Source organism: Deltaproteobacteria bacterium HGW-Deltaproteobacteria-18 (assembly GCA_002841885.1).
GTDB lineage: Bacteria > Desulfobacterota > Desulfovibrionia > Desulfovibrionales > Desulfomicrobiaceae > Desulfomicrobium.
The window spans coordinates 165,008-190,320 of record PHBE01000003.1 but is presented as its reverse complement, the minus strand read 5'-3'; the positions used below and the strand labels follow the sequence as shown (position 1 = coordinate 190,320).

The following is a 25,313-nucleotide window of genomic DNA, read 5'->3' as shown; positions in this document are numbered from 1 at the left end:
AGGATCCGGCTTTTTTTATTCAAAATTCAACAACCGATTATGGAGGCACCATGATCACCCTTCCCCAACAGGGCACCTGGCTGCCGGCTGATACGCAGACGCCCATCTCGCTGTACCTGACGCTGGTGCGCGAAAAGCAGGGCTTTCTCCTTGAGAGCACCGAAGTTGACGGACGGCTGGGCCGATACAGTCTCATCGGCTGGGATTATCGGCTGATCCTGTCCTGCGCCGGCGGCAAGCTCGATGTGCAGAGCTACGACCCGCGCCTGCACGGCCTGAAAGAATTCAGCGGCCAGGATTACGTGTCCGGACTGCGCGCCTGCCTGGCCGAACTGACCGTCACCGGACCTGAAAATCTGGGCCCGCTTCCGGCGGTGACCAGGAGCGTGTGCGGCTACATGGCCTACAACATGGGCGGCATCTTCGAGCCGGCCCTGGCCGACAGGCTGCCCCCCGAGGAGGCGCGTTCCATCATGGTCCTGCCGGGCAAGGTCATCCTTTTCGATCACCTGCACCACCGCTGCTGCTACCTGACCCTGGACTCGACCACCAACCTGAACGGCTGCCAGCGGCCGAGCACTCCGGCCCCGCCGGTCGTCGGGGCCATCACCACCACGCCCAGCCAGGATGAATTCCTGCGCCGGGTGGGCCGGGCCAAGGATCTGATCACCCAGGGCGAAGCCATCCAGATCGTGCTCTCGACCCGCTTCTCGGCCCCCTTTTCCGGCTCCGCCTTCGAGCTTTACAGGCGGCTGCGCCAGATCAACCCATCCCCTTACACCTTCTTCATGTCCTTCGGCGAGCTGACCATCATGGGCTCGTCTCCGGAACTGCTCATCCGCTGCGAGGACGGCCTCCTGCAGCTGCGGCCCATCGCAGGGACCCGCGTACGCGGAGCCACCGAGGCCGAGGATCAGGACCTGGCCGAGGAACTGCTGGGCGACGAGAAGGAACGGGCCGAGCACGTCATGCTCGTCGACCTTGGCCGCAACGACCTCGGGCGTATCGCCGCCCCCGGCACCGTGCGCGTCGACAAGTACATGCAGGTCGAACGGTTTTCCCATGTCATGCACCTGACCTCCTATCTCTCGGCTCACCTGGCCGAGGGCCTTGACGCCATCGACGTCCTGAAGGCCGGATTCCCGGCCGGGACCGTCTCCGGCGCGCCCAAGATCAGGGCCATGCAGATCATCGCGGACGAGGAAAAGCTCGATCGCGGCCCCTATGCCGGAGGCATCGGCTGGATCGGCCTCGATCAGGGGCAGGTCAACCTCGATACAGGCATCACCATCCGCTCCCTGTGGGTGGAGAACGGCCAGATCAACTGGCAGGCGGGCGCGGGGCTGGTCTTTGATTCGGACCCCGAGAAGGAATGGCAGGAGTGCCACAACAAGGCCAGAGCGATTTTGAAAGCCATCACAAGTACCGGAGGCGGAGATGATTTTACTGATAGACAACTTTGACTCGTTTACTTTCAACCTGGTTCAGGTTTTCCAATCTTTGGGCGCAAACCCCTTGGTGCTTCGTAACAACGAGCAGGAAATCCTGACCCTGGCCACGGACCCGCGCCTTCAGGGCGCGATCATCTCCCCCGGCCCGAGTCACCCGCGCAACACAGGGCTGTGCCTGAAGTTTCTTGATCTGGTGCCGCGCAGCGTGCCGATCCTTGGCGTGTGCCTCGGACATCAGACCCTGTCGCACCACAGCGGCGTTACCGTGGGCTCGGCGCAGCGGATCATGCACGGCAAGACCTCGAGCATCCGGCACGACGGGACCGGGCTTTTCGAGGGGCTGCAAAACCCGATGCAGATCGGTCGCTACCATTCCCTGGCCGTACACGGGGAAGGGGACCTGCCCTTCACCGTCACCGCCCGCACCGAAGACAACGAGATCATGGCCCTGGCCTTCAAGGACCGCCCCTGGGTCGGCGTGCAGTTCCATCCCGAATCCGTGCTCACGCCGGAAGGGCCGATGCTTCTCAAGAACTTCCTGAAAATGTGCAACATCCAAGCGGAGTAAGCCATGAACACCATCAGCCATATTCTTGAATATCTGACCACGGGCGCCGATCTTTCCGGGATCCAGGCCAAGGAGGCCTTCGACCTCCTGCTGACCGGCGAGGTCTCTCCGGTACAGGCCGGAGCCTTTCTCATGGGTCTGCGGGCCAAGGGCGAAACCGCCGCCGAGCTCTCGGCAGCGGTGGATGCGGCTCTCGGCCAGGCCAGGCTCATCCCCGGGCTCTCGGGCAAACGCATCGACACCTGCGGCACGGGCGGGGACGGCCAGCAAAGCTTCAACTGCTCGACGGCCGTATCCTTTTTCCTGGCCGACATGGGCTACCAGGTCGTCAAGCACGGCAACCGCGCCGTATCGAGCAAATGCGGCAGCGCCGACGTGGTCGAGGACATGGGCTACCCCCTGGTCACGGAACCCGAGGAGGCGCGTACGGAGCTCGCCAAACGCAACTTCGTCTTCCTCTTCGCCCCGCATTTTCATCCGGCCTTCAGGCATGTCGGTCCGGTGCGACAGCAACTGGGCGTGCGCACCATCTTCAACCTCATGGGCCCGCTTCTGAACCCGGCCCTGCCCACGCACCAGATCCTCGGCGTGCCGGATTTTCGCTTCGCGCCCATGATCGCCCAGGTGCTGGCGGCCAGAAAAGGCCTTGAACGCGCGGCCATCGTGCATGGCGCAGGCGGGTTCGACGAACTGACCCCCTGCGGACCCGGCCAGGTCATCTTCGTCGAGCACGGCAAAATCCGCGAGGCAGTCATCGACCCGGCGGATTTTGGCCTCTCGACCTGCATCCCCCGGGACCTGGCCTGCGACAGCAAGGAACAGGCCCTGAAACTCCAGCGACAGGTCCTTGCCGGACAGGGTCCAAAATCCCTTCAGGACATGGTCACCCTCAACCTTGGCGTGGCCCTTTATCTGCTGGAAGACGATCTGCCGCTGGAAATAGCCATGGAAATGGCCCAGGCAAAAGTGGAGCAGGGGCTCCAAAGCGGAGCGCTCCATGCTTGAGAAATTCCGACGGGCCAAGCAAGCTGAAATCGACGAACTCATCCGCCTGCGCGACGCAGGGCACAGACACGTTCCCCATGACGGACTGCGTCCGGAATTCGGCGCGGCCCTGACCCGACCAGGGTCCTCGGGGATCATCGCCGAATACAAGCGCGCGTCCCCGTCCAGGGGCGACATCAATCTGGACGTTTTGCCCCTGCAAGCCTGCCGGGGATACGCAGAGGCCGGAGCATGCGCCCTGTCGATCCTGACGGAATCGACCTATTTCAAGGGGGGCCTCGGTTTTTTGTCCGAGGTCGCGCCACTGGGGCTGCCCCTGCTGCGCAAGGACTTCATCATCCACCCCCTGCAGGTGGAGGCGACCATGGCCACTCCGGCCTCGGCCATCCTGCTCATCGTGCGCATGTTCGATGATCTTGACGAACTGGCCCAGTTGCACGCCCTGTGCCTGACAAACGGCCTTGAGCCGGTAGTCGAGATATTCGATGAACGTGACCTGGACCGGGCCAAGGAGATCGGGAGCACCATCATCCAGGTTAACAACCGCGACCTGGACACCTTGACCACGGATCTTGGCCGCTGCCTGGACATGGTGCGGCGCAAGGAGGATGGAGAAATCTGGATCGGGGCCAGCGGCATCAATACGCAAGAGCAAGTGCGGGAGCTCAAGGCCGCCGGCCTGGACGCGCTTCTGATCGGCACGGCGATCATGCAGCACGGCGATCCCGGCCAGGGCTTGGCCGCGCTTACCGGAGGCCAGTCATGATCATCAAGGTTTGCGGCATGACCCGGGCGGAGGATGTCGAATTCTGCGACACGCTCGGCATCGATCTTTTGGGTTTCATCTTTCATCCCGGGAGCCCCCGGAATGTCACCCGGGAATGGGTCGCCTCCCAAAAGCCCGGCCGCGCCCTCAAGACCGGAGTCTTTGTGCGCCAAAGCGTGGAGGAAATCCGGTCCATCGCCACCGGAGCGGACCTCGATCTGCTCCAGCTTCACGGCGGGCACACCCTGGAGCAGTGCATGGCCCTTGGCCCCGAGCGAGTCATCAAGACCATGTGGCCCGAGCGTTATCCAACGCCGGAGCGATTGGCCTCGGACATGCTCCTCTTCGCCCCGGTCTGCCGGGCCATTCTGTTGGACAGCGGCAAAAGCGGGGGCGGACACGGCAAGAGCCTCGCCCCCAAAGACCTGCAAAAGCTGCAATGCCCCCACCCCTGGTATCTGGCGGGGGGCCTTGGGCCACACAATCTGACGGTCATGAAAACCACCGGCGCGGCCGGATTCGATCTCAACTCCGGAGTCGAGAGCGCCCCCGGGATCAAGGAGCACGAAAAAATACGCCACGCCTTACAACTACTGCGAGGAAAACCATGAGCAGAATATCGGACATGCTCCCGCGCCATTTCGGTCCTTACGGAGGGCGCTACGTCCCGGAGATGCTTGTTCCGGCCCTTGAGGAACTGGAGCAGGGCTACCTGAAATACAAGGACGACCCCGAGTTCACGGCCGAACTGACGGATCTGTATCAAAACTACTGCGGCCGTCCCACGCCGCTCTACTTCGCCGAGAATCTGACCCGGGAGCTGGGCGGCTGCAAGATCTACCTGAAACTCGAAGGGCTGGCGCACACCGGCGCGCACAAGATCAACAACGCCCTGGGTCAGGCGCTGCTGGCCAAGCGTCTGGGCAAGACCAAGGTCATCGCCGAGACGGGCGCAGGGCAGCACGGCCTGGCTTCGGCCACGGTGGCCGCGCGCTTCGGCCTTGAGTGCAAGGTCTTCATGGGCGAGGTGGACGTGCGCCGCCAGTATCCCAATGTCTACGCCATGAAGCTCCTTGGAGCCGAGGTCGTCCCGGTCACCGACGGCACCAGGACCCTCAAGGACGCGGTCAACGCCACCCTCAAATACTGGATTCAGAATTTGAAAGACACGCACTACATTCTTGGTTCGGCTCTGGGACCATTTCCCTACCCGGTCATGGTGCGCGACTTCCAGTCCGTCATCGGCCGCGAAGCGCGGGCCCAGATCATGGAACGCGAAGGGCGCCTGCCGGATCATCTCGTGGCCTGCGTGGGCGGCGGCTCCAATTCCATCGGACTCTTCCACCCCTTCCTCGGGGAGAACGGCATCCGCTTTCACGGCGCCGAGGCAGGCGGCCGCGGGCCCAAGATCGGCGACAACGCGGCCCGCTTTGGCGGCAGTCCCAAGGTCGGCATCGTGCAGGGCTACAAGAGCTATTTCCTGCAGGATGAGAGCGGACAGCTGCAAGACACCCACTCGGTCTCGGCGGGCCTCGATTACGCCGGAGTCGGGCCTGAACTGGCTTGGCTTTATGACCAGAACGTCGTGGAATTTTCGCCCATCACGGACGTAAAAGCCCTGGACGCCTTCAAGCGCCTGACGAGGCTGGAAGGGATCATCCCGGCCCTTGAATCCTCCCACGCCGTGGCCCGGGCCATCGAACTGGCGCCGACCCTGCCCAGGGACGAGATCATGATCGTCAACATCTCCGGGCGCGGCGACAAGGACATCTTCATCACGGCCATGGAACTGGACCGCGAAAACTGGATCGCTTTTCTGGAAAACGAGGTACGTCATGGAAAATAATATCGACCGGGTCCTGCGTGATGCCACCGGCATCCAGCTCATGACCCACGTGGTGGGCGGATACCCGAATCTGGACGCGAATGCCGACCTGATCCGGCTCATGGCCCGCCGCGGAGTGAAACTTGTCGAAATTCAGATCCCCTTCACCGACCCCCTGGCCGACGGGCCGACCATCATGCGCGCCAATCAGGCCGCTCTGGACGCCGGGATCACGCCCGCGCACTGTTTCGAACTTTGCGCGGCCCTTTCAAAGGAGCTGCCGGAAGTTGCGTTCATGTTCATGACCTACGCCAACATCCCCTTCGCCATGGGGCAAGAAGCGTTCATGGCAAAAGCCAGCCAGAGCGGGGCCAGCGGCCTGATCCTGCCCGACCTGTCCTGGGACGAGGCAGATGGCGACTACGCCGGAGCCGCACGCGAGCAGGGGCTGCACCCGGTCATGGTCATTTCGCCGGACACGAAAGGCCCACGTCTGGACGCCATCCTGAGTCGCGCCTCGGGCCTGTTGTACACGACCCTCAAGGTCGGCATCACCGGAGCCGGAGCCAGCCTTGATCAGGCCGGCGTTGATTATGTCCGAAACCTGAAGAAGAAGGCCGGCCTGCCCATTGCCGCCGGTTTCGGCATATCGAGCCCCGAGCATGTAAGAATGCTGGACGGTCTTGCCGACGTGGCCGTGATCGGCAGCCACATCATCAATCTGATGGATTCGAAAGGCCTGGCAGCCGTGGATGAATTTTTGGCGGCATGCCAGGAATGAACACCGCCCATTACCGACGATCCACACGGCCGTAGGGGCAGACCTGCGCGTCTGCCCTTCTTCGCCCCTGCGTGGCCGCCATGTATTCCGCATTCGCGAAACCGGGCAGGGCGGACCGGGGAGGGCAGACACGTAGGTCTGCCCCTACGGGTATTGCCCTGTCATCCAATCCGCATTTGTGTGGGACAAATCATTCTCATCGGGCGATGATTTTCCAATTTTGCAAATCGGTCCTCAAAAACAAGACAACCGCCCCTCTCTTTGCTAGGTTCCGCGCAGCCAAACATCATGCTGCGGAGGAACACCCATGCCCGAATTTCCCATCTTCAACTGCAAGAATTCCGACGATGTCGTCAAAGCCGTGCGCGAACACAAGATCGAGCTGGTCCAGTTCTGGTTCGTGGATGTGCTTGGAACCCTGAAAAGCTTTCAGGTCCTGCCCGGCGAACTTGAGGCGGCCTTCGAGGAGGGTATGGGGTTCGACGGATCGTCTCTGGAAGGATTTTGCAGAATTGAAGAAAGCGACATGATCGCCATCCCGGACCCGGCCACCTTCCAGCTGGTCACCTGGCGGCAGACCGCAGCTCCCATCGCGCGCATGTTCTGCGACATCCTGGAGCCAAACGGCACCCCCTTTGCCGGGGACAGCCGCCATTGCCTCAAACGGAACCTGCAGGCCGCAGCGAGCAAGGGCTATTCCTTTTATGTCGGCCCTGAACTGGAATTTTTTCTGTTCGAGAGCTCGTCGTCTCCAAAGCCCCTTGACGCGGGCGGCTATTTCGACGCCCCGCCCCTGGACCTGGCCGGGGACATCCGCCGCGAGATCATCTCGTGCCTGCGCTCCATGGGTATTCCCGTGGAATACGGACATCACGAAGTTGCGCCCAGCCAGCATGAACTGGCCCTGCGTTACGCCGATGCCCTGAAGATGGCGGACACGGCCATCACCTACCGCGTGGTGGTCAAGGAGATCGCACGCCAGAACGGCTGCTACGCGACGTTCATGCCCAAGCCCCTGTACGGTGAAAACGGCAGCGGCATGCATGTGCATCAGTCCCTGTTCAAGAACGGCCGCAATCTCTTCTACGACGCCGACGGCGACCATCACCTGAGCCGCGAGGCCAAGGCCTACATTGCGGGGCTGCTCAAGCACTGCAGGGAATTCACGGCCATCACCAACCAGTGGGTCAACTCCTACAAGCGCCTGGTGCCCGGCTTCGAAGCCCCGACCAATATCGCCTGGGCGCGACGCAACCGCTCCACCCTGGTCCGCGTGCCCATGTACAAGCCCGGCAAGGAGGCCGCCACCCGCGTGGAGCTGCGTTCACCGGACCCGGCCTGCAACCCCTACCTGACCTTTGCCTGCATGCTCGCCGCCGGCCTCAAGGGCATCGAGGAAAATTACACCCTGCCCGAACCCGTTGAAGAGGACATCTACATCATGACCACCGGGCAACGCCGGGATCGCGGGATCGAAAGCCTCCCGGGCAGCCTGGAGACAGCCCTCGAAGCCATGGAAAACAGCGCCTTGATCCGCGAGGCCCTGGGCGACCACATCTTCACCAAATTCCTGGCCAACAAACGTGTGGAATGGGACCAGTATCGCTCGCAAGTGACGAATTACGAGCTGGAAAAGTACCTACCCAGACTGTGAAAAAAACAGGTCCTATAGGTCCGACGACCTATAGGACCTATAGTAAAAACGCTGCGCAATGACGCAGCACTTCATCCCCAAACACGGCGCCTACGAAGAACTCCTTTCCTACCGCAAGGCCGTCATAGTCTATGACGGCACGGTGTGTTTATGCGACCGCTTCATGCACAGACGCGACCGCACCGTGGACCAGATGGTCCACGGTGCGGTCTGGCAAGCAGAACATCATCAAGGGTTGCATGGCCTCGGCGACATCCAGGAAAAGCGAAATCAAGCTGATCATCGTTGCCCGCGCCAGCATGGAAGAGCTGCTTGAAGATTACCGCGACTACCTCAGAGTGCGCGGACACACGCTCTGGCACAAGTCCAGCAAAGAGGCCATGTTCGTCCGCAAACTGGGCAGCCAAAAAAATACGTCCTATGAGACCTATAGGACCTATATTCAATCCCGCCCACCCGAAACCGTAGCCAACATCCTCATCTGCCTCATTCACCAGACCAACTACCTGCTTGACCAGCAAATCAGGCAGCTTGAGAAAGCCCTCATCGAAGAAGGCGGCCTCTCCGAACGCATGACCCGCGCCCGCCTGGACAGGCGCATGGGCCGCGCCGCAGACAATTCCTGAGCCTTCCTGCGGACCAAATGGTCCGACCTTTTCCCACTTTTTCCGCCAACCGGGTTGACACCCCAGTCCTATTTAGGCAAAAAGGTCCTACCATTCACGGCAAAAAAGAACTTTACAGCTCTTTTTTCCCTTATTTTGCGCAAAAAAACACCAAAAGGTACTACCAATGACAGCCTCCGAACCCCTCTTCTTTCCGGCCAAAGCCGGACGGGCCAGTGAAGATGTCGCCTTGCAGATCGAGGCTGCCATCCTGGCCGGGCGCCTGGCACCCGAAGAGCGTCTACCCAGCGAACGCGAGATGCAGCAGCAGTTCGGCACCGGACGCGGCGCAATCCGCGAGGCTCTACGGGCGCTCAAACAAAAAGGGCTCCTGGACATCCGCAAGGGCGTCAAGGGCGGAGCGTACGTGTGCAAGGTCGGCATGGTCAGCATCGGGGAATCCCTGGCCCTCTTTCTCAAGCAGCACGATGTCGCGCCTTCGGCCCTCATCGAATTCCGCGAAAGCGTGGACCAGACCCTGGCCCTCCTGGCCATTGCCCGAGGCTCGGCCGAAGCCAAACAGGCCATGGTGTCCATGGCCGAAGAGTTCGAGGCCTGCCTCAGGCAGAAAAACCACGACGCAGACAGGATCGGTCATCTGGACCGAGGCCTCAATCTGGCCCTGGCCGGCATGGCCGGCAACCCTATTTTCGAGTGGATCATGCAGGCGCTGCAACGAGGGTTCAGCTCCCATGACTACACCCTGTACGATACCCCGGTGTACCGCGAGCGCACTGCAGCCAACTGGGCCGAAACCGCCCGCGCCATTGCCGAAAACGACCCCCTGCGTGCCCGGAGCCTCATCGGCTACCATTACGCCATGCTCAGATCCTGCCTGAATGAGCGTGCAGCGGCGTCCTCATCCCCCCGTGTTTCGCCCGACGATTCCTAAAGCGGGGCAACCCTAATCTCAAAGGATACAACATGAAATTTTATGATTACATCATTGTCGGCGGCGGCTCCGCCGGCAGCGTCCTGGCCAACCGCCTGAGTGCCAATCCCAAAACCAGCGTCCTAGTCCTCGAAGCGGGGCTGCCCGACTTCCGCCTTGATTTCCGCATCCACATGCCCGCTGCCCTGACCTACCCCCTGGCCGGAAAGACCTACAACTGGTGGTACGAATCCGAGCCGGAACCGCACATGCACAACCGGCGCATCTACCAGCCGCGCGGCAAGGTGCTCGGCGGATCGAGCTGCATCAACGGCATGATCCACATCCGCGGCAACGCCATGGACTATGAAAAATGGGCCCGCGAAGAAGGTCTTGAAAACTGGGATTATGCACGCTGCCTGCCCTACTTCAAGCGCTTCGAATACCGGCTAAAGGGCGCGGACGAGTACCAGGGCGGCTCAGGCCCCCTGTATCTGACCAGCCCGGATTGCGACAATCCGCTCTTCGACGCCTTTTTCCAGGCCGTACAGGAGGCCGGATATCCCCTGACCGACGTCAACGGCTACCAGCAGGAAGGATTCGGCAAATTCGACCGCACCACCTATCGCGGCCGGCGCTGGAACGCGGCCCGGGCCTACGTCCATCCCGTCAAGAACAGGCGCAACCTGACCGTCAAGTGCAAGGCCACGGCTCATCGCATTCTTTTTGAAGGTACCCGCGCCGTGGGCGTCGAATACGAACGCCTCGGCCGCATGCACCGCGTCAACGGCGGCGAGATAATCAGCTGCGGCGGGGCCATCAATTCCCCGCAATTGCTGCAGCTCTCCGGTATCGGCAACGGGGCGGAACTGCGCGAACTCGGCATCCCCGTGGTTCACGACCTGCCGGGTGTGGGCGAGAACCTGCAGGACCATCTGGAGCTCTACGTGCAGTACGCCTGCACCAAGCCCGTCAGCATGTTCCCGGCACTTCAGTGGTGGAATCAGCCCTGGATCGGCCTCAAATGGCTCTTCGGTCAGACCGGCGAGGCAGCCACCAACCATTTCGAAGCCGGCGGATTTATTCGCGGCAATGATCAGGTCGAATACCCGAACATCCAGTATCATTTCCTGCCCATCGCCATTCGCTACGACGGCTCCTCCCCCAACGAGGGCCATGGCTACCAGGTCCACGTCGGCCCCATGAACACCGACGTGCGCGGTCACGTGAAGATCAAGAGCGCCGATCCCAAGGAATATCCGTCCATCCTGTTCAACTATCTGTCCACGGAACAGGAGCGCAAGGACTGGGTCGATGCCATCCGCCTGACCCGCAAAATCATGACCCAGCCCGCCTTCGACAGCCTGCGCGGCCGGGAACTGGCTCCGGGCGAGGACGTGCAGACCGACGAGGAGATCCTCGATTTCGTGGCCCGCGAAGGCGAGAGCGCCTACCACCCGAGCTGCACCTGCAAGATGGGATACGATGACATGGCCGTGGTCGACAGCGAGCTGCGCGTCCATGGAGTGCAGGGGCTGCACGTGGTCGACGCCTCGATCATGCCCTATGTGACCAACGGCAACATCTACGCCCCGGTGATGATGATCGCCGAGAAAGCGGCGGACATGATCCTCGGCAACACGCCGCTGGCGCCCGACACCGCCCCCTTCTACCGCCACGGAGAAAAGTCCGCGGCCAAGGAGAAGAAATGACTGAGAAAATGATGCACATCGCTGGCATCTGGACCCGCGCCCAATCATCGGCCATGCGGGACATCATCAACCCCTTCGACCAGGGCGTCATCGCGACGGTTTCGGAAGGCGGCCGCGAGGACGCCCGTGACGCCATTAACGCGGCGCGGCGTGCCTTCGACAAGGGACCGTGGCCAAAGACTTCTGGCCCTGAGCGCGGACGCAAGCTGCTGCTCCTTTCGGACCTGATCGAGCGCGACGCCGAGGAACTGGCCCGGCTCGAGACATTGAATACCGGCAAGACCCTGGAAGAGAGCCGCTGGGACATGGCCGACATCGCGGGCATCTTCCGCTACTATGCGGGGCTTGCGGACAAGGACGCGGGCGAGGTCATCGCCTCCCCGGTCCCGGATTCCACGAGCATGGTGGTGCGGGAACCCGTGGGTGTCTGCGGCCAGATCTCGCCCTGGAACTACCCGCTGCTGCAGGCCGCCTGGAAACTGGCTCCGGCCCTGGCCGCCGGGTGCACGGTGGTCATGAAGCCGAGCGAGATCACGCCCCTGACCACCATCAAGGTCACCGAACTTTGCGCCGAGGCCGGATTCCCCGAAGGCGTGGTCAATCTGGTGCTTGGCCCCGGCGCCACGGTGGGCGCGGAATTGGCCGAAAACCCGGACGTCGACCTCATCTCCTTCACCGGCGGCATCGAGACCGGCAAGACCATCATGCGTGCGGCGGCCGCAAACGTGAAGAAGGTCGCCCTGGAACTTGGCGGCAAGAACCCGAACATCATCTTCGACGACGCGGACTTCGACACGGCCCTGGACTACATCCTGAACGGTGTGTTCTTTCACGCCGGACAGATCTGCTCCGCCGGAGCCCGCGTCCTGCTGCAAGACGGCATCCACGACCGCATGGTCGATGCGCTCAAGGATCGCATGGCAAAAATCCGCCTCGGCGACGGGATGACGGACGGCACCCAGATGGGCCCCCTCATCTCCGCCGCGCACCGCGAGAAGGTGGAAAGCTACATCCGTATTGCCGATGAAGAAGGGGCGAAGCTGCTGCTGGGAGGAAAACGCCCGGCGGATCCGGACCTGGCGGACGGTTTTTTCGTGGAGCCGACCCTGTTCACGGAATGCACCAACGACATGCGCATCGTGCAGGAGGAGGTCTTCGGGCCGGTCATCACCATCGAGCGTTTCTCTACCGAAGACGAAGCCCTCACCCGAGCCAACAGCACGATCTACGGCCTGTCCGCCGGTTTCTGGACCCGCGACCCGGACCGCATCCGCCGCATGTCGGCGGGCCTGCGTTTCGGCACGGTCTGGGTCAACGACTTCAACGTCTATTTCACCCAGGCTCCCTGGGGCGGCTACAAGCAGTCCGGACTCGGACGCGAGCTCGGCCGCATGGGCCTGGAGGAATACACCGAGGTCAAGCACATTTTCCAGAACCACAATGCACGGCCGATCCGCTGGTTCGGCGTGTAGCATGCAGGGCCGGGATGTCCCGGCCCCGTGTCACTCCGCCTTTCAACTCAACAAGGGAGTACTCATGACCATTGCCACACTGAAAAAAACCATCCCGGTCCTAGTCCTGCTGCTGGCCCTTTTCACCGCTCCGGCTCAGGCCAGCCGCGAAGACGTGCGCATCACCAGCGTCGGCTGGACCGACGTCACCGTGACCAGCGAGCTGGCCGTGGCCATCCTGCAGAGCCTCGGCTACACCTCGTCCAACATGATGACATCCCTGCCCATCTGCTACCAGGCCCTGGCCACGGGCGAGGCCGACGTGTTCCTGGGCAACTGGATGCCGTCCATGGAGAGCGTGGCGCGGCCGCATTTCGACTCCGGCAACGTGATCCAGCTCGTGCCGAACATGACCGGAGCCAAGTACACCCTGGCCGTGCCGAGCTACGTGGCCGCGGGTGGCCTCAAAGATTTCAAGGATATCGCCAAATTCGGCGACAAGCTGGAGTGGAAGATCTACGGCATCGAGGAAGGAAACGACGGCAACGACATCATCGAGTCCATGATCAAGACTGACATGTTCGGCCTTGGCAAATTCGAGCTGGTCGCCTCCAGCGAATCGGGCATGCTGGCCCAGGTGCAGGCCTTCATGCGCGAGCAGAAGTGGATCGTCTTTCTGGGCTGGTCCCCGCACAGCATGAACGAAAAGATTGACATGACCTATCTCACAGGCAGCACTGACGAAACCTTCGGCCCCAATGACGGCACGGCCACGGTCTACACCAACGTGCGCAAGGGACTTCCCGAAGACATGCCGAACGTGACCCGCTTTCTGAAGAACTATGTCGTGCCCGTAACCATGATGAACTCCATCATGGTCACCATGCACGAAAAGTCCGAAATGAAAGCCCGCGACGCGGCTCTGGACTGGGTTGCGGCCCATCCCGAGATGGCGGCCAAATGGCTTGAAGGGGTAACCACCAAGGACGGCAAGCCCGGGCTTCCCGCTTTCCAGAAGCTGCTGGAATCCCGCAAGTAAACGCAAACGGGGCGGGCCGTGCATTCCACGGTCCGCCCCGCAATCATTCATCCCCGCCCTTTTTGATCGAGTCTTTTTTCCATCGATTCAGCGCATCAAAAGCAGGCTGAGCGCCATGACCGCCATGCCTCCTACCAGTCCGAACAGGCTGTCGTGCCCCTCTCCGTAGGCGCGACTTGTCGGCAAGAGTTCGTCAAGGCTGATGTAGACCATGATCCCGGCCACACCGCCGAAAAGGATGCCCATGAGCTGGGGCGGCAGAACTCCATCCGGCCCACCGGCAAAATAGAGAATGCCAAGATAGGCGATACCCGCTCCGATCGGTTCGGCCAGGCCGCTCAGAAAAGAGTAGAAGAATGCCGTCCTGCGCTTTCCCGTGGCGTAGTAGATGGGCACGGACACGCTCACTCCCTCGGGGATGTTGTGCAGGGCGATGGCGACGGCGATAGCTACACCGAGGCTTGGGTCCTCCAGGGCGGCCAGAAACGTGGCCAGCCCCTCGGGAAAATTGTGGATTCCGATGGCAAGGGCCGTGAAAAGGCCCATGCGCATCAGCTTTTTTTCATGACCGGGCTGCGGCTTGAACGGAGTCTTGGCCGGGCCGCAGCTGTTTTCCTGCATGCCCAAAAGGGTTGTGACCTTGCCATGCAGCGGATCGGCCTCGGCTTCGGAAGGAATTTCATGCGGATTGGTCTCTTCGGGAATCAGATTGTCGATAAGCCCGATAAGCAGCATGCCGCCAAAAAACGACCCCACGTTGACCCAGTATCCAAGAGGGTCTCCGTAGTGGTTCACCAAGGATTCCTGTCCCTTGAAGAATATTTCCACAAAGGAGACATAGAGCATGACTCCCGCCGAAAAACCTGTGGCCACGGACAAAAAACGGTAGCTGGAAAGCTTGGCCGTAAAGGCTATAATGCTGCCTATTCCCGTGGCCAGACCTGCAAACGTGGTCAGGGCCAGGGCAAACCAGACTTCATTCATGGGCGCGAATTCCTTGATGCGTCACGAAAGGGTCACGGACGGATATTTTTTTTCGGAGTCAATTTCCTGGTCCTGCTCGAAAATCCCCAGCGAGCGGGCTCTTTTTTCCCACTGCTGCCGGGCCAGAGCCTGCATGTCGGTCACACTGTCCATCTCATCCACGATCTCCATCCCGAAAAGAGTCTCAACCACATCTTCCAGCGTCACCAATCCCCGGGTCCCGCCATATTCGTCCAACACGATGGCCAAATGGTGGCGCTTGTCGAGAAAAAATTCCAGCAGATCGGAGAGGGACAGACTGTCCGGCACCGACAGTATCGGGCGCTTCAATGATTCCAGATCTCCGTCGCAGCGTCCCTTGGACATGCAGATCAGCACCTCGTCCTTGAGCACAAGGCCTGTTATGTCATCCAGATCCGCACCGTAAAGAGGCAGCCTGGAAAACGGTGTCCGGGTGACAAAGGGCAGGGAAGCGGCAATGGTCATGTCCTGCTGAAGCGCCGTCATTACCGTGCGGGGAGTCATCACGGCCGTGATCGTCACGGATCCGAAACGGAAAATGTTACGGATGATCCGTGACTCGTGCTCCTCCAGATGACCCGACTGCTCTCCGATGCCGGCCATGGCGATAAACTCGTCGCGGCTGAAGACATGCTCCCTTTTTCCCCGGGAGATCAGTCTGGTCAGTCCGTTGGAGAGCCATACCAGGGGAAAGAGAATCCTGATCAGCGCGCTGACGAAAAATGCCGTCATTCCGGTCAACGACTGCCAGTAAATCGCGCCGATGGTTTTAGGCACAATCTCGGACAAAAACAGAATGAGCAGCGTCATCACCGCCGAAAAAAGGCCGATCCACGCATTGCCGAAGACCACGAGGGCCTGCGCGCCGGCCACGATGGCGCCCACGGTGTGCGCGATGGTGTTCAGGGTCAAAATCGCGGACAGGGACTGGTCCACCTCATCAAGACGCAACTTCGTCAGAACATGCGCACGACCCGGATTCTTTTCCCGCAGACTCGCAATGTAGGACGGCGTGATGCTCAAAAGCACGGCCTCGGCCACGGAACAGAGAAATGAGAACCCAAGCGCCAGAAAGACTACGAGTACAAGCAGAAGAAAATCTGCGCTCATGACAGGGATTCCGTCCACTCGATCCACTTCACCACAAGCGACCGCCGCGCCCGTAAATAATGCGCCTGGACCAGCCCTCGATGCAGACAACAAAAATATGTGGCCAAATCCTCCCCCTTATCATTCATGGAAAAAAAGTCCGCCTATGATCCGTAATCACCGTCATTTACCTTGAGACATCCAAACGGCACAAGCGAATTTGACGGCTTGACATATTCGCCCATGCGAATATGTCGCCCTCATGGAGAAAATCGCCGAAACACTCAAGGCCCTGTCCGACCCCACCCGCCTGCGTATCGTCAGCCTGCTCCGTCACGGGGAACTCTGCGTATGTGACCTGACGGAAGCCCTGCAAAACCCGCAGTCCAAAGTCTCAAGGCATCTGGCATTTCTGAAGAACGCAGGATGGGTCAAGGCCCGCCGCAGCGGAAAATGGGTCTACTACCAGCTCCTTGACTCAGGCCCGTCCCTGCAATCCTCGGTTGCCGAGGATCTCACACGGCATATCGCAAAGCACCCCGTCTGCCTTGAAGATGACCGGCGCTATTTCGACTTTCTTGCAACCAAATCGTCACGCCCTGTGACTGAAACATCATAAACATGCGTCTTGGCAGCCCAGGTTGCCGGCAATCAATGCGGTTTTCAGGCTTGATTCCGGGGCAGGGAAAACCACGAAGAGCAGCTGGATCAGACCCGTAAGAATTCACGGCGCCATAAGGGACGCGATACAGGAACTCATCACCTTGCCCCAGTGCGGGGCCACGCTTGGTGATGTCTGAACAATCCGGCAAGCAGGGAGCAACTCTTGAAAATTCTCTTTTTGTGCACAGGCAATTCATGCCGCAGCCAGATGGCCGAAGGCTGGGCCAGGCATTTGAAGAAAAACGAGGTGGAAGCATGTTCCGCGGGCATCATGCGTCATGGCATGAACCCCCATGCAGTGCGCGTCATGGAAGAGGCGGGAGTGGACATGAGCGGGCATTCATCCAAAACCCTGGACGATCTGCCGGACCACGATTTCGAGGTGGTGGTCACGTTGTGCGGACATGCCAATGAAACCTGCCCTTTCTTTCCCGGACAGGTCAGACGTGTGCACCGTGGCTTTGACGACCCTCCGAGCCTGTGCGCGGGGCTGACTGATGAAGACGAGATTCTGGCGGTCTACCGACGGGTACGCGATGAAATCCGGAAGTTCGTGGCCGGGCTGCCGCAAACTCTGGACAAGGAGCAATAAGGGCCGGAGCACCTATGCCGGATTGCCGGGCAGGACAACAATCCTGTCCGGATCCTTGGGCAGCGTCAGCATGAACATGGCGCCCTGACCGGGGCTGGTTTCCAGCAGGATGGAACCCTTCAGGGTCTGGGTAACCAGGTTGTAGACAATGTTCATGCCAAGGCCCGTCCCCCCGGACCCGCGCGTGGTGGTGTAAAACGGATCGTAGATCCGCTCCTTTTGCTCGCGGCCCATGCCCATGCCCGTGTCACGATACGTCAGCACCACGTTTTCGCCGGCAGCCTCCACATCGATGGATATCTCCCCGGGCCGTCCGTCCGCGAAGCCGTGGATAAGGGAATTCATGACCAGGTTGGTCATGATCTGCATGATCGCCCCGGGGTAGGAATCAAGGGTCAGGTCATCCGGACAGTGCATCTGCACCTGATGCGGGGTGCGCTTGAACTGCGGCCGCAGGCTCAGAAGAATCTGTTCCAGATAATTTTTCATCTCGAAGACACGCTTCTCTTCGGAACTCTGATCCGCCGCGACCTTCTTGAAACTCTGCACCAGCTCCGCGGCCCGCTCCAGATTGGAGAGCACCGACCCGGAAGACTCCTCGGCCAGGGCCAGGTATTTCTCCAGGTCCGACCGCTTCATCTCGCCTTTCTCGTAAAGTTCCCGCAGCTGCCGCGTCCGCTCGGCCAGAAAGGACGCCGCCGTGACGCTCACCCCTATGGGCGTGTTCACCTCATGAGCCACCCCGGCCACCAGATCGCCCAGCGCCGCCATCTTGGCCGACTGGATCATTTCCTTCTGGGTGCGATGCAGCTTATCAAGTGATTCCTCCAGACTTTTCTGGTACTCCCGGTTCTGACGCTGCAACCTGGCCCGCTCCAGACATGTCTCCACGGAATGCAACAGGATGTTCATGTCCTGGATGGGCTTGACCAGATAATCCCAGGCGCCGCGGCGCAACGCCTCCACCACGTCACGGATATCCCCGGCCCCCGAGACCACCATGATGGGCGTCTCCGGGGAGAGTTCCTGCACCTTGGCCAGAACCTGCAACCCGTCCATGCGAGGCATGCGCAGATCCACCAGGATCAGATCAGGACGGTTGGCCGCAAAAACTTCCAGGCCCTGCTGTCCGTCTCCGGCCTGCAGCACCCCGTATCCGAAATCCTCGAGAAAATTGGCCAGGCTCTCACGGACCGCCTGGTCATCGTCGATGGTCAGGACCACGGACTTCCCGCCTTGGTTCATGACCTGCCCTCCGCGACCTTCTCCAGGATAAGGGTCTCGAAAATGCCCATGTCCAGGACCGGCTTGAAGAGCACCTCGCGTTCCGTCAGGCCGATGGCCCGCAATTCCTTGTCCAGCTGAAAATCCGTGGAGCCGGTATGGATGAGGCAGCGCACGGAAGGATGCAGGGCGTGCAGCCTCTTGATGAACTCCAGGCCGTCAATACCCCCAAGGCGGATGTCCACCACCGCCACCGAGACATCGCCCAGGCCGGGCAGCATCAGGGCGTCCTCGGCGCTCTCGGCCGCCAGAGTGACAAAACCGCAATCCATCAGATACTCGGCCAGGCTCTCCCGAATGTTCGGCTCGTCATCCAGAACGAGCACCGTTGTCGTGCTTTGCGTGATCGTATCCTGCGACATCATGAAGCTCCGCCGGCGGTTTTTTCCACCGGAGTGAGAGGCAGATGGATGATGAAGACGGAACCCTTGCCAAGGCTTGATTCCACATCGATCCTGCCGCCATGGTTTTCAACTATCAGAAAATAGGACACCGAGAGACCAAGACCGGTGCCTTCCCCCACCCGCTTGGTGGTGAAAAACGGCTCGAAAACCCTCTTGCGCAATTCTTCGGACATACCCGGTCCATTGTCCTCGATCTCGATCCGCACCTCCGTGTCGGCGCTCATGACGCGCAGAATGAAGCAGGGCGGACGGTCGTTGGAACCCATGGCGTGGGCACCGTTGCGGATCAGGTTGAAAAAGACCTGCTGGATCTTGCTTTCCTCGCAACAGACCAGCGGCAGATTCTCCTCGTACTCGCGAATAATCCTGATCTTTCGGAAGTCATACTGCTTTTTGAGGTCATAGTCATTGGCCGCAAGTTCAAGAGTCCGGTCCAGCAGTGCCCGGATATCTACCTCTGCCATGCGCAGATTGTTCTTGCGGCTGAAAGACAGCATGTTCTCGACGATCCGCGCGGCCCGCAAGCCCGAGTCCATGATCGAATCCATCATGCGCATGCAACCGCGCCGTTCGAAATAGGCATGGATCAGGTCCATGTCGGCACCGAGTTCTTCAGCCAGCTTCCTGTTTGCGGGCAACTCGGGGGAGAGCCTGTTTCTGATGACCTGCCCGTTTTGCAGGATTCCCGCCAGGGGATTGTTGATCTCGTGGGCCATGCCCGCAGCCAGGCCGCCTACGGAGATCATCTTTTCCGACTGGATGAGCATCTCTTCGAGCCGCACCCGCTCCGTGGCGTCGTCTATGCGTATGACCGCACCCTGCACGTTGTTGGTCGTCAGGGGGTAGACCGTGACGTCCACGTACTCGACCACCACGTCTTCCTCTTTCTTGGGCACCTTGGGTATCTTGACCGAAAGATTGGTGCTCACGGCCTCCCTGATCTGCTCCATGCTGACCGGAGCCCCAGGACACACATCCGTAAACGGCCTGCCCACGGCTTCTTCCACCGAGACACCGATTTTGAGCACCGCCTGCTGATTCCACTGGGTGACGCGTCCATCCACATCTACAGAGACCAGGATCGAAGGCATCGAATCGAGAATGTTACGGATGTACCCTTCGGCCTCCTTGAGCTTCTTCTCGGCGTCTTCCCGCTGCTTGATATCCCGCAGCAGGTTTTCGCGCATGTCGTTGAAGGCGCGGACCACGATGTCGATCTCGTCGGGCGTGGACGAGCGCTTGTCCAGCAAAAGCGGTTCCGGCAACCTGTCGATGGTCAGGCCGGCGGTATAGAGAGCCATCCGGCGCAAATGACGGGTGACCAGCATGTAAAAGATGAAAACGACAAGGATGGCCACCAGGAAGATCTGCACGCCCTGGGTGATGCCGATGACCAGGATCTTGTCCAGCAGCCGGCGTTGCAAGGCGCTCTTGTCGGCGGCCACAATGAGGGTGCCGATCATGTCGATGCGATCCAGGACCTTGTACTGGAGAGGGAATTTCCGCACGAACAGATCTTTTTCCTCGGCCTGCCCCCCCCGAAAATACCGTATTCCCTCCGGAGTCACGACCTCTGCGTACATGATGTCGCGCATCTCGAGGACCCCTTCGAGCTGGACCAGGATCTGTACCTCGTCCAGATGCCACAGCGCGCTGGTCAGGCTGGACAGGCGCGACGTGCGAATCTGTTCCAGCTGCGAGAGCATGGCCTCCCTGTCGTTGCGGTAATCGAAAGTAAGCTGCACCACCGTTCCGAGCACCGTGAAAACAGTGCTCCCGAGCAGGATCCAGAGCAGCAGCTTGCGACCCAGTCGTCCGCTGGCATCGGTTGGAATAATCCGGGATGAGGTCGCCATCTGCCCACCGCTAAAAGTTTGAATCCACGCATGCCGAAGCGGAAAATTCCGACTCCGACCTTTCCATTTTAAACACATCGGCAAGACTTTGAAAAGCAAAACTCTTCTCCGCCAAGAAGGGTCGCTGCGCACTTACGGAAAGACGATGGAAAGGATGACGATCACGACCAGAGACGGCAAAAGGCTGGACAGGCGAATGACCGTGAGCCCGAGCAGGTTGATGCCGATGCCAAGGATCAGGGTCCCGCCGGTGGCCGTGAGCTGGGCGATGAGGTAATCTGAGAAATACGCCTGAAAGGAACTGGCGAAAAGGGTCAAAAGGCCCTGGTAAAGCAAGACCGGCAAGGCGGAAAAAAGCACCCCGGCCCCGTAGGTCGAAGCCAGGGCGATGGAGGCGAATCCGTCCAGCAGGGCCTTGGTGAAGAGGATCGAGTGGTCTCCGCGGATGCCTTCGTCAAAAGAACCGAGAATGGCCATGGCGCCGATGCAGTAAATCAGAGAGGCGTTGACCATGCCGTCCACGAAACGGGTATTGCTTGAACGCACCAGATTTTTCAGCTTCCCGGCCAGTCCCGCGAAACGGTCCTCGAGATGCAAGGCCTCGCCCACCACTCCGCCAATGAGAACGCTCAGGACCACAAGCAACCCGTTCTTCCCCTGCAAAGCCATCTGCATGCCGATGACCAGAACGCAAAGCCCGAGGCCCTGAAAAACGACCTGCCGCATTTTCTCCGGCAACCGGCCATGCAGCAACATCCCCAAAGCGCCTCCGGCGAGAATGGCCAATGCGTTGATCACCGAACCGAGGGGAAAAACCATGACTCTTGACTCCGAAGCAAAGTGTTAAAAAAAGACCGCCCAGCCCCAAAACGGGGCATGGGCGGCAAAAGTCTCACCGGAGACGATTATCAGGATTTGCCCGATGGGTTGAGGGCAAATCGTTCCAGTTTCTTTTTGTAGGCCAGCACGCCACGGGTCAGTCCTTGAGCCATGGTCCCCAGATAGGCGTCCGTGTTGAGTCTGGCCGCTTCGGTGGGGTTGGTCAGATAGCCGAGCTCCACCAGAACGGACGGCATGCGTGCCCCGGTCAGGACGTAGAAAAACGCGCCCTTGGAGCCATGACTGGAGAGCGAATACTTGGGACGCATGATCCGCAAGGTCTCCTCTTCGACCAGGGCCGCCATCTGCCGTGATTCATTGATCTTGGAGTTGAGCATGAGGTCCGAAAGGATGAACTGCATGTCGCTGATCTTCTTCGCGGACACGCCGTTTTCACGCGCCGCGACGCGCACGGCCTGCGCGTCGGTGGCCAGGTTCAGGTAATAGACCTCAAGCCCTTTGACGGTTTTATCCTTGTGTGCATTGCAATGGATGGAAATGAACAGATCCGCGTTCTTGGCGTTGGCCATGGCCGTGCGCTCCTCCAGCGGGATGAACGAGTCGCCGGTACGGGTGTAATGCACCTCGAAACCCTGTTCCTTGAGCATCCCTCCCAGAATCTTGGCCATACGCAAATTGAGCTTCTTTTCCTGAAGGCCGTTGGCCACCGCGCCGGGATCCTTGCCGCCATGTCCGGCGTCGATCATGATGGTGCGCACCTTGAGACCAAGCTGTTCAACGAGGGAGCCTGTATACTTTTTCTGCGTCGAACTGACCTTGATCTCCGGCGTCTTGGCCTCCTGAGCGGGGGTCTTGGTTTTCGCAGCAGTGCTCTTGGTCGCGGGGATCTTGCCGGACTGTTTTGCCGTTGTGTCCTTTTTCGGGGGAGAGGGCTGTTCCTGCTTTGCCTGCAGTTCGGCCAAGGCCGCCTGCACATGATCCGTCTGCGGAGCGGCGGCAACGGCCTGGGACTTTTGAGTCGCTTCCCCGGCCTTGCCGTAAATGTCGATAACCACGCGGTAAGGCTCGGGCAGGGTAAAAACCCTGTAGTGGTCCATCGCCATCAGATCCAGTGTGACCAGCGCTCCTCCAGCCGGATCAGGGGCTACCTGAATCATGGAAAGAATCCCGTCATCGATGCTGCGCACTGGCATGACATCGGCCGCAATGCCAGCCTGCTGCAGCATGATCTGCAGCTGCTTGTTGCCGTTCTTGGCCTTCTCCACGAGCGCGCGTTCATAGTGCGCATCCTGGGTGATATCCATGACCACCCGTGTATAATCCGGGCTGGACCAGTGACGGATGCCCAGCAGGGTCAGCCCGTCCTTGAGCTTTGCCGCCGGGACCGCTGCCTGCTTCGGGGCCGCCGCAGATTTTGTCTCCTCCGGCTTTTCCCGCGCGGGCGAGGCAGTCTTGACCGGATCGCCGCCAGGAATTCGCGCCAGGCGTTCACGCGCCTCGGGAACCTTGTCGCCGTTGGGATAATCGTTGAGGACAGCCGTGAAAACCTTGGCTGCCCTTACAGGATCGTTGAACTGCTCCTGCCAGACCAGGCCCATGCGGTACAGGGCGTCATCGGCCCATCCATGCCTGGGATACACGGCCAGCATGCGATCGTAGGCTTCGAGGGCCTTGAGCCGGTCGGTCCGGGAAAAAGAGCGGCGGGCCAGCTCTTCATAGCATCTGCCGAGAAAAAACATGGACCGGGGCGCATACTCGCTTTTGGGATCGGCCCCAAGAGAACGTAAAAACGGCTTCATGACCGCTTCCCATTCCGCCTTCAGCCCGGCCCTCTTTTCGTTGGCAAGCAACGAATTGAAAGCGCTGACCCCACGCGTATACTCGCTCTTGGCCGAAGCCAGAGCAGTGCATGCAAACCCCAGCACCATCGCCAGGGCAATAACAATTTCAAGCGATTTTCGTAGAGACATCCTTATTCCACGGTCACGGATTTGGCCAAATTCCGGGGCTGATCCACATCCTTGCCCAGGTAGACGGCCATTTCATAGGCGAAAAGCTGCACTGCCGGCAGCACCAGAAAACTCTTCAGCGGGCCCCATGCATCGGGCAGGACCCAGGGATCCTCCACCGCAGGCGCAGCGCCGGGATTGACCAGGGCGATGATCCGGCCGCCCCTGGCCTGCACTTCTTGCAGGTTCGAGGCCACCTTTTGCAGCAGTTCATCGCCCAGTGCCATGGCGAAGGTCGGAAAATGCTGGTCGACGAGCGCGATGGGGCCGTGCTTCATCTCGCCGGCGGCATACCCTTCAGCATGGATGTAGGAAATTTCTTTCAGTTTCAGCGCACCCTCAAGGGCCAGGGGAAAGTTCTGTCCGCGGCCCAGAAAAAAGAAGCTGCGGGCGTCAGCGTACTCCTGACTCAAAGCCTTGGCCTTTTCGCGGACGGTGGGCAGCTCCGCTTCCAGCTGATCGGGAAGCAGGGGCAGATCGTGCAGGCAGCGCTCCAGGGTTTCGTCCTGCAGCACGCCCTTTCGCACGCCCCAGGACAGGGTCATGAGCAGCAGCAGGACCATCTGGCTGCACATGGCCTTGGTCGAGGCCACGCTGATCTCTGGCCCGGCCTGGGTGTACACGACAGCGTCGGACTCCCTCGCAATGGACGACCCCACCACGTTGCACAGCCCGAGGATCGGCACCCCGGCCTCGCGGGCGATGCGGATGGCGGCCAGGGTGTCGGCGGTCTCGCCGGACTGGCTGATGGTCAGGACCAGATCGCCGGGCAGAAAAACGCTGTCGCGGTAGCGGAACTCCGAGGCGATCTCGACCTGCACGGGGATGCGCGCCCAGGACTCAAGCAGGTACTTGGCCCAAAGTCCGGCATGGTAGGATGTTCCGCAGGCGACAATGGTCAGCCGCTGCGGAAGGGCCAGGGCGTCGAGTTCGGGCAGCACGACCCGACCCTTCTGGATTCGTCCGGTCAGGCAGTCGCGGATAACCTTGGGCTGCTCGAAGATCTCTTTGAGCATGAAATGCTTGAAGCCGTCCTTCTGGGCGGCCTGCACATCCCAGGAGATGTGCTTCACTTCCTTGTCCTTGGGCTCCAGGGTCAGGGAGTCGAAGACCTGCCACGAGCCCGCGTCGATTTCGACCAGTTCGCCATTGTCCAGGAAAACCACTTCCCGGGTATACGGCAGGAAAGCCGGGATATCGGAGGCCAGAAAATTCTCGCCCGTCCCGATGCCCATCAGAAGCGGGCTGGCCTTGCGGCTGGCCCAGATCTTTCCGGGATGTTCGCGGGAGAGCAGGGCGAAGGCGTAGGCACCGTCAATCCGGGAGAGCGCCCAGGAGATGCCCCGACGCACGTCGCCGGTAAGGTCCACGCCCTTGGCGATGACGTGCACCAGCACCTCGGTGTCCGTCTCGGACTGGAAGACATGCCCTTCGGCCACAAGCTCGGCCTTGAGCTCAACGTAATTTTCGATGATCCCGTTGTGGACAAGGGCAAAGCGATTGTCCCCATCCATGTGCGGATGGGCATTGCGCTCCACGGGCAGGCCATGTGTGGCCCAACGGGTATGGCCGATGCCGCAGACCGAGGACGCCGTGTCCAGACCCGCGACCTTCAGGTCCAGAGCGCCAAGCTTGCCTTCGGCACGGATGACACGCAGCCCCTGCGCCTCTTCGTAGGCCACTCCGGCCGAATCATAGCCCCTGTATTCCAGGCGTCGCAGTCCTTCGACAATGGCCGGGATGGCCGGACGATGCCCCGTATATCCTATGATTCCGCACATGT

The 25,313-nt window shown here is 60.5% G+C and carries 20 protein-coding genes and 2 pseudogenes; 14 read left to right on the top strand and 8 right to left on the bottom strand.

The features are described from left to right. Positions 1 to 50 precede the first annotated feature (50 nt). The 12 genes and pseudogenes from CVU60_04245 (at position 51) to CVU60_04190 (ending at position 13,788) form a co-directional block, all read left to right on the top strand. Positions 51 to 1,463, top strand: coding sequence for an anthranilate synthase component I (locus tag CVU60_04245; GenBank protein ID PKN43005.1), 1,413 nt, complete (start codon positions 51 to 53; stop codon positions 1,461 to 1,463). Next, a pseudogene (trpD, locus tag CVU60_04240) lies at positions 1,438 to 3,024 on the top strand (anthranilate phosphoribosyltransferase). The gene CVU60_04245 and the pseudogene trpD overlap by 26 nt, the downstream one beginning before the upstream one ends. Next, complete coding sequence (locus tag CVU60_04235; GenBank protein PKN43004.1) at positions 3,017 to 3,790, top strand: indole-3-glycerol phosphate synthase; 774 nt, start codon at positions 3,017 to 3,019, stop codon at positions 3,788 to 3,790. Before trpD ends, CVU60_04235 begins: the two are co-directional and overlap by 8 nt. Then, positions 3,790 to 4,401, top strand: a complete 612-nt coding sequence (locus CVU60_04230) for an N-(5'-phosphoribosyl)anthranilate isomerase (GenBank protein PKN43037.1) — start codon at positions 3,790 to 3,792, stop codon at positions 4,399 to 4,401. The genes CVU60_04235 and CVU60_04230 overlap by 1 nt, the downstream gene beginning before the upstream one ends. Further along, a complete protein-coding gene (trpB, locus tag CVU60_04225; protein PKN43003.1) occupies positions 4,398 to 5,636 on the top strand; it encodes a tryptophan synthase subunit beta in 1,239 nt (412 codons plus the stop codon). The genes CVU60_04230 and trpB overlap by 4 nt, the downstream gene beginning before the upstream one ends. Continuing rightward, positions 5,626 to 6,396, top strand: a complete 771-nt coding sequence (gene trpA / locus CVU60_04220; protein PKN43002.1) for a tryptophan synthase subunit alpha — start codon at positions 5,626 to 5,628, stop codon at positions 6,394 to 6,396. Before trpB ends, trpA begins: the two co-directional genes overlap by 11 nt. 307 nt (positions 6,397 to 6,703) lie before the next feature. Then, positions 6,704 to 8,050, top strand: a complete 1,347-nt coding sequence (locus tag CVU60_04215) for a glutamine synthetase (GenBank protein PKN43001.1) — start codon at positions 6,704 to 6,706, stop codon at positions 8,048 to 8,050. Positions 8,051 to 8,108: 58 nt separating this feature from the next. Continuing rightward, positions 8,109 to 8,676 (top strand): annotated as a pseudogene (locus CVU60_04210) (four helix bundle protein). A gap of 166 nt (positions 8,677 to 8,842) precedes the next feature. Further along, the gene (locus CVU60_04205) at positions 8,843 to 9,607 is read left to right on the top strand and encodes a FadR family transcriptional regulator (protein PKN43000.1); all 765 of its coding nucleotides are present in this window, start codon (positions 8,843 to 8,845) and stop codon (positions 9,605 to 9,607) included. A gap of 32 nt (positions 9,608 to 9,639) precedes the next feature. After that, on the top strand, positions 9,640 to 11,298 hold the full coding sequence (betA, locus tag CVU60_04200) for a choline dehydrogenase (GenBank protein PKN42999.1): 1,659 nt from the start codon (positions 9,640 to 9,642) through the stop codon (positions 11,296 to 11,298). Beyond that, entirely contained in the window at positions 11,295 to 12,770 is a 1,476-nt protein-coding gene (gene betB, locus CVU60_04195) for a betaine-aldehyde dehydrogenase (GenBank protein ID PKN42998.1), read from the top strand. Before betA ends, betB begins: the two co-directional genes overlap by 4 nt. 64 nt (positions 12,771 to 12,834) lie before the next feature. Beyond that, positions 12,835 to 13,788 (top strand): glycine/betaine ABC transporter substrate-binding protein, encoded by a 954-nt coding sequence (locus CVU60_04190; protein PKN42997.1) that lies wholly within the window; start codon positions 12,835 to 12,837, stop codon positions 13,786 to 13,788. 87 nt (positions 13,789 to 13,875) lie between these two features. Here CVU60_04190 and CVU60_04185 read toward each other — a convergent pair whose 3' ends face one another. Together CVU60_04185 and CVU60_04180 are read right to left on the bottom strand one after the other, a co-directional pair. Continuing rightward, on the bottom strand, positions 13,876 to 14,772 hold the full coding sequence (locus tag CVU60_04185) for a zinc transporter ZupT (GenBank protein PKN42996.1): 897 nt from the start codon (positions 14,770 to 14,772) through the stop codon (positions 13,876 to 13,878). A gap of 21 nt (positions 14,773 to 14,793) precedes the next feature. Next, positions 14,794 to 15,903 (bottom strand): hemolysin, encoded by a 1,110-nt coding sequence (locus CVU60_04180; protein ID PKN42995.1) that lies wholly within the window; start codon positions 15,901 to 15,903, stop codon positions 14,794 to 14,796. A gap of 241 nt (positions 15,904 to 16,144) precedes the next feature. On the opposite strand from CVU60_04180, the gene CVU60_04175 reads away from it, so the two are divergent. Both CVU60_04175 and CVU60_04170 read left to right on the top strand, forming a co-directional pair. Continuing rightward, positions 16,145 to 16,501, top strand: coding sequence for a transcriptional regulator (locus CVU60_04175; GenBank protein ID PKN42994.1), 357 nt, complete (start codon positions 16,145 to 16,147; stop codon positions 16,499 to 16,501). 207 nt (positions 16,502 to 16,708) lie between these two features. Continuing rightward, a complete protein-coding gene (locus tag CVU60_04170) occupies positions 16,709 to 17,137 on the top strand; it encodes an arsenate reductase (protein ID PKN42993.1) in 429 nt (142 codons plus the stop codon). Between the two features lie 12 nt (positions 17,138 to 17,149). Here CVU60_04170 and CVU60_04165 read toward each other — a convergent pair whose 3' ends face one another. From CVU60_04165 to glmS, 6 genes are all read right to left on the bottom strand, one after another. Then, complete coding sequence (locus CVU60_04165) at positions 17,150 to 18,382, bottom strand: hybrid sensor histidine kinase/response regulator (GenBank protein ID PKN42992.1); 1,233 nt, start codon at positions 18,380 to 18,382, stop codon at positions 17,150 to 17,152. Continuing rightward, on the bottom strand, positions 18,379 to 18,786 hold the full coding sequence (locus tag CVU60_04160) for a hypothetical protein (protein ID PKN42991.1): 408 nt from the start codon (positions 18,784 to 18,786) through the stop codon (positions 18,379 to 18,381). Before CVU60_04160 ends, CVU60_04165 begins: the two co-directional genes overlap by 4 nt. Further along, a complete protein-coding gene (locus CVU60_04155) occupies positions 18,783 to 20,780 on the bottom strand; it encodes a hypothetical protein (GenBank protein PKN42990.1) in 1,998 nt (665 codons plus the stop codon). Before CVU60_04155 ends, CVU60_04160 begins: the two co-directional genes overlap by 4 nt. A gap of 33 nt (positions 20,781 to 20,813) precedes the next feature. Then, positions 20,814 to 21,500, bottom strand: a complete 687-nt coding sequence (locus CVU60_04150) for a DUF554 domain-containing protein (GenBank protein ID PKN42989.1) — start codon at positions 21,498 to 21,500, stop codon at positions 20,814 to 20,816. 89 nt (positions 21,501 to 21,589) lie between these two features. Continuing rightward, positions 21,590 to 23,491: an N-acetylmuramoyl-L-alanine amidase gene (locus CVU60_04145; protein ID PKN42988.1), complete on the bottom strand. Its 1,902-nt coding sequence runs from the start codon at positions 23,489 to 23,491 to the stop codon at positions 21,590 to 21,592. Positions 23,492 to 23,493: 2 nt separating this feature from the next. After that, positions 23,494 to 25,311 carry a glutamine--fructose-6-phosphate transaminase (isomerizing) gene (gene glmS, locus CVU60_04140; GenBank protein ID PKN42987.1) on the bottom strand — a complete coding sequence of 606 codons (1,818 nt, stop codon included), beginning with the start codon at positions 25,309 to 25,311 and terminating at the stop codon, positions 23,494 to 23,496. Positions 25,312 to 25,313 lie beyond the last annotated feature (2 nt).

Bases quoted from the DNA above. Each gene is read 5' to 3' on its own strand.
- CVU60_04245 (PKN43005.1), top strand. From the start codon at position 51: ATGATCACCCTTCCCCAACAGGGCACCTGGCTGCCGGCTGATACGCAG.
- CVU60_04235 (PKN43004.1), top strand. From the start codon at position 3,017: ATGCTTGAGAAATTCCGACGGGCCAAGCAAGCTGAAATCGACGAACTC.
- trpB (PKN43003.1), top strand. From the start codon at position 4,398: ATGAGCAGAATATCGGACATGCTCCCGCGCCATTTCGGTCCTTACGGA.
- trpA (PKN43002.1), top strand. From the start codon at position 5,626: ATGGAAAATAATATCGACCGGGTCCTGCGTGATGCCACCGGCATCCAG.
- CVU60_04215 (PKN43001.1), top strand. From the start codon at position 6,704: ATGCCCGAATTTCCCATCTTCAACTGCAAGAATTCCGACGATGTCGTC.
- CVU60_04205 (PKN43000.1), top strand. From the start codon at position 8,843: ATGACAGCCTCCGAACCCCTCTTCTTTCCGGCCAAAGCCGGACGGGCC.
- betA (PKN42999.1), top strand. From the start codon at position 9,640: ATGAAATTTTATGATTACATCATTGTCGGCGGCGGCTCCGCCGGCAGC.
- betB (PKN42998.1), top strand. From the start codon at position 11,295: ATGACTGAGAAAATGATGCACATCGCTGGCATCTGGACCCGCGCCCAA.
- CVU60_04190 (PKN42997.1), top strand. From the start codon at position 12,835: ATGACCATTGCCACACTGAAAAAAACCATCCCGGTCCTAGTCCTGCTG.
- CVU60_04185 (PKN42996.1), bottom strand. From the start codon at position 14,772: ATGAATGAAGTCTGGTTTGCCCTGGCCCTGACCACGTTTGCAGGTCTG.
- CVU60_04180 (PKN42995.1), bottom strand. From the start codon at position 15,903: ATGAGCGCAGATTTTCTTCTGCTTGTACTCGTAGTCTTTCTGGCGCTT.
- CVU60_04175 (PKN42994.1), top strand. From the start codon at position 16,145: ATGGAGAAAATCGCCGAAACACTCAAGGCCCTGTCCGACCCCACCCGC.
- CVU60_04165 (PKN42992.1), bottom strand. From the start codon at position 18,382: ATGAACCAAGGCGGGAAGTCCGTGGTCCTGACCATCGACGATGACCAG.
- CVU60_04160 (PKN42991.1), bottom strand. From the start codon at position 18,786: ATGATGTCGCAGGATACGATCACGCAAAGCACGACAACGGTGCTCGTT.
- CVU60_04150 (PKN42989.1), bottom strand. From the start codon at position 21,500: ATGGTTTTTCCCCTCGGTTCGGTGATCAACGCATTGGCCATTCTCGCC.
- CVU60_04145 (PKN42988.1), bottom strand. From the start codon at position 23,491: ATGTCTCTACGAAAATCGCTTGAAATTGTTATTGCCCTGGCGATGGTG.
- glmS (PKN42987.1), bottom strand. From the start codon at position 25,311: ATGTGCGGAATCATAGGATATACGGGGCATCGTCCGGCCATCCCGGCC.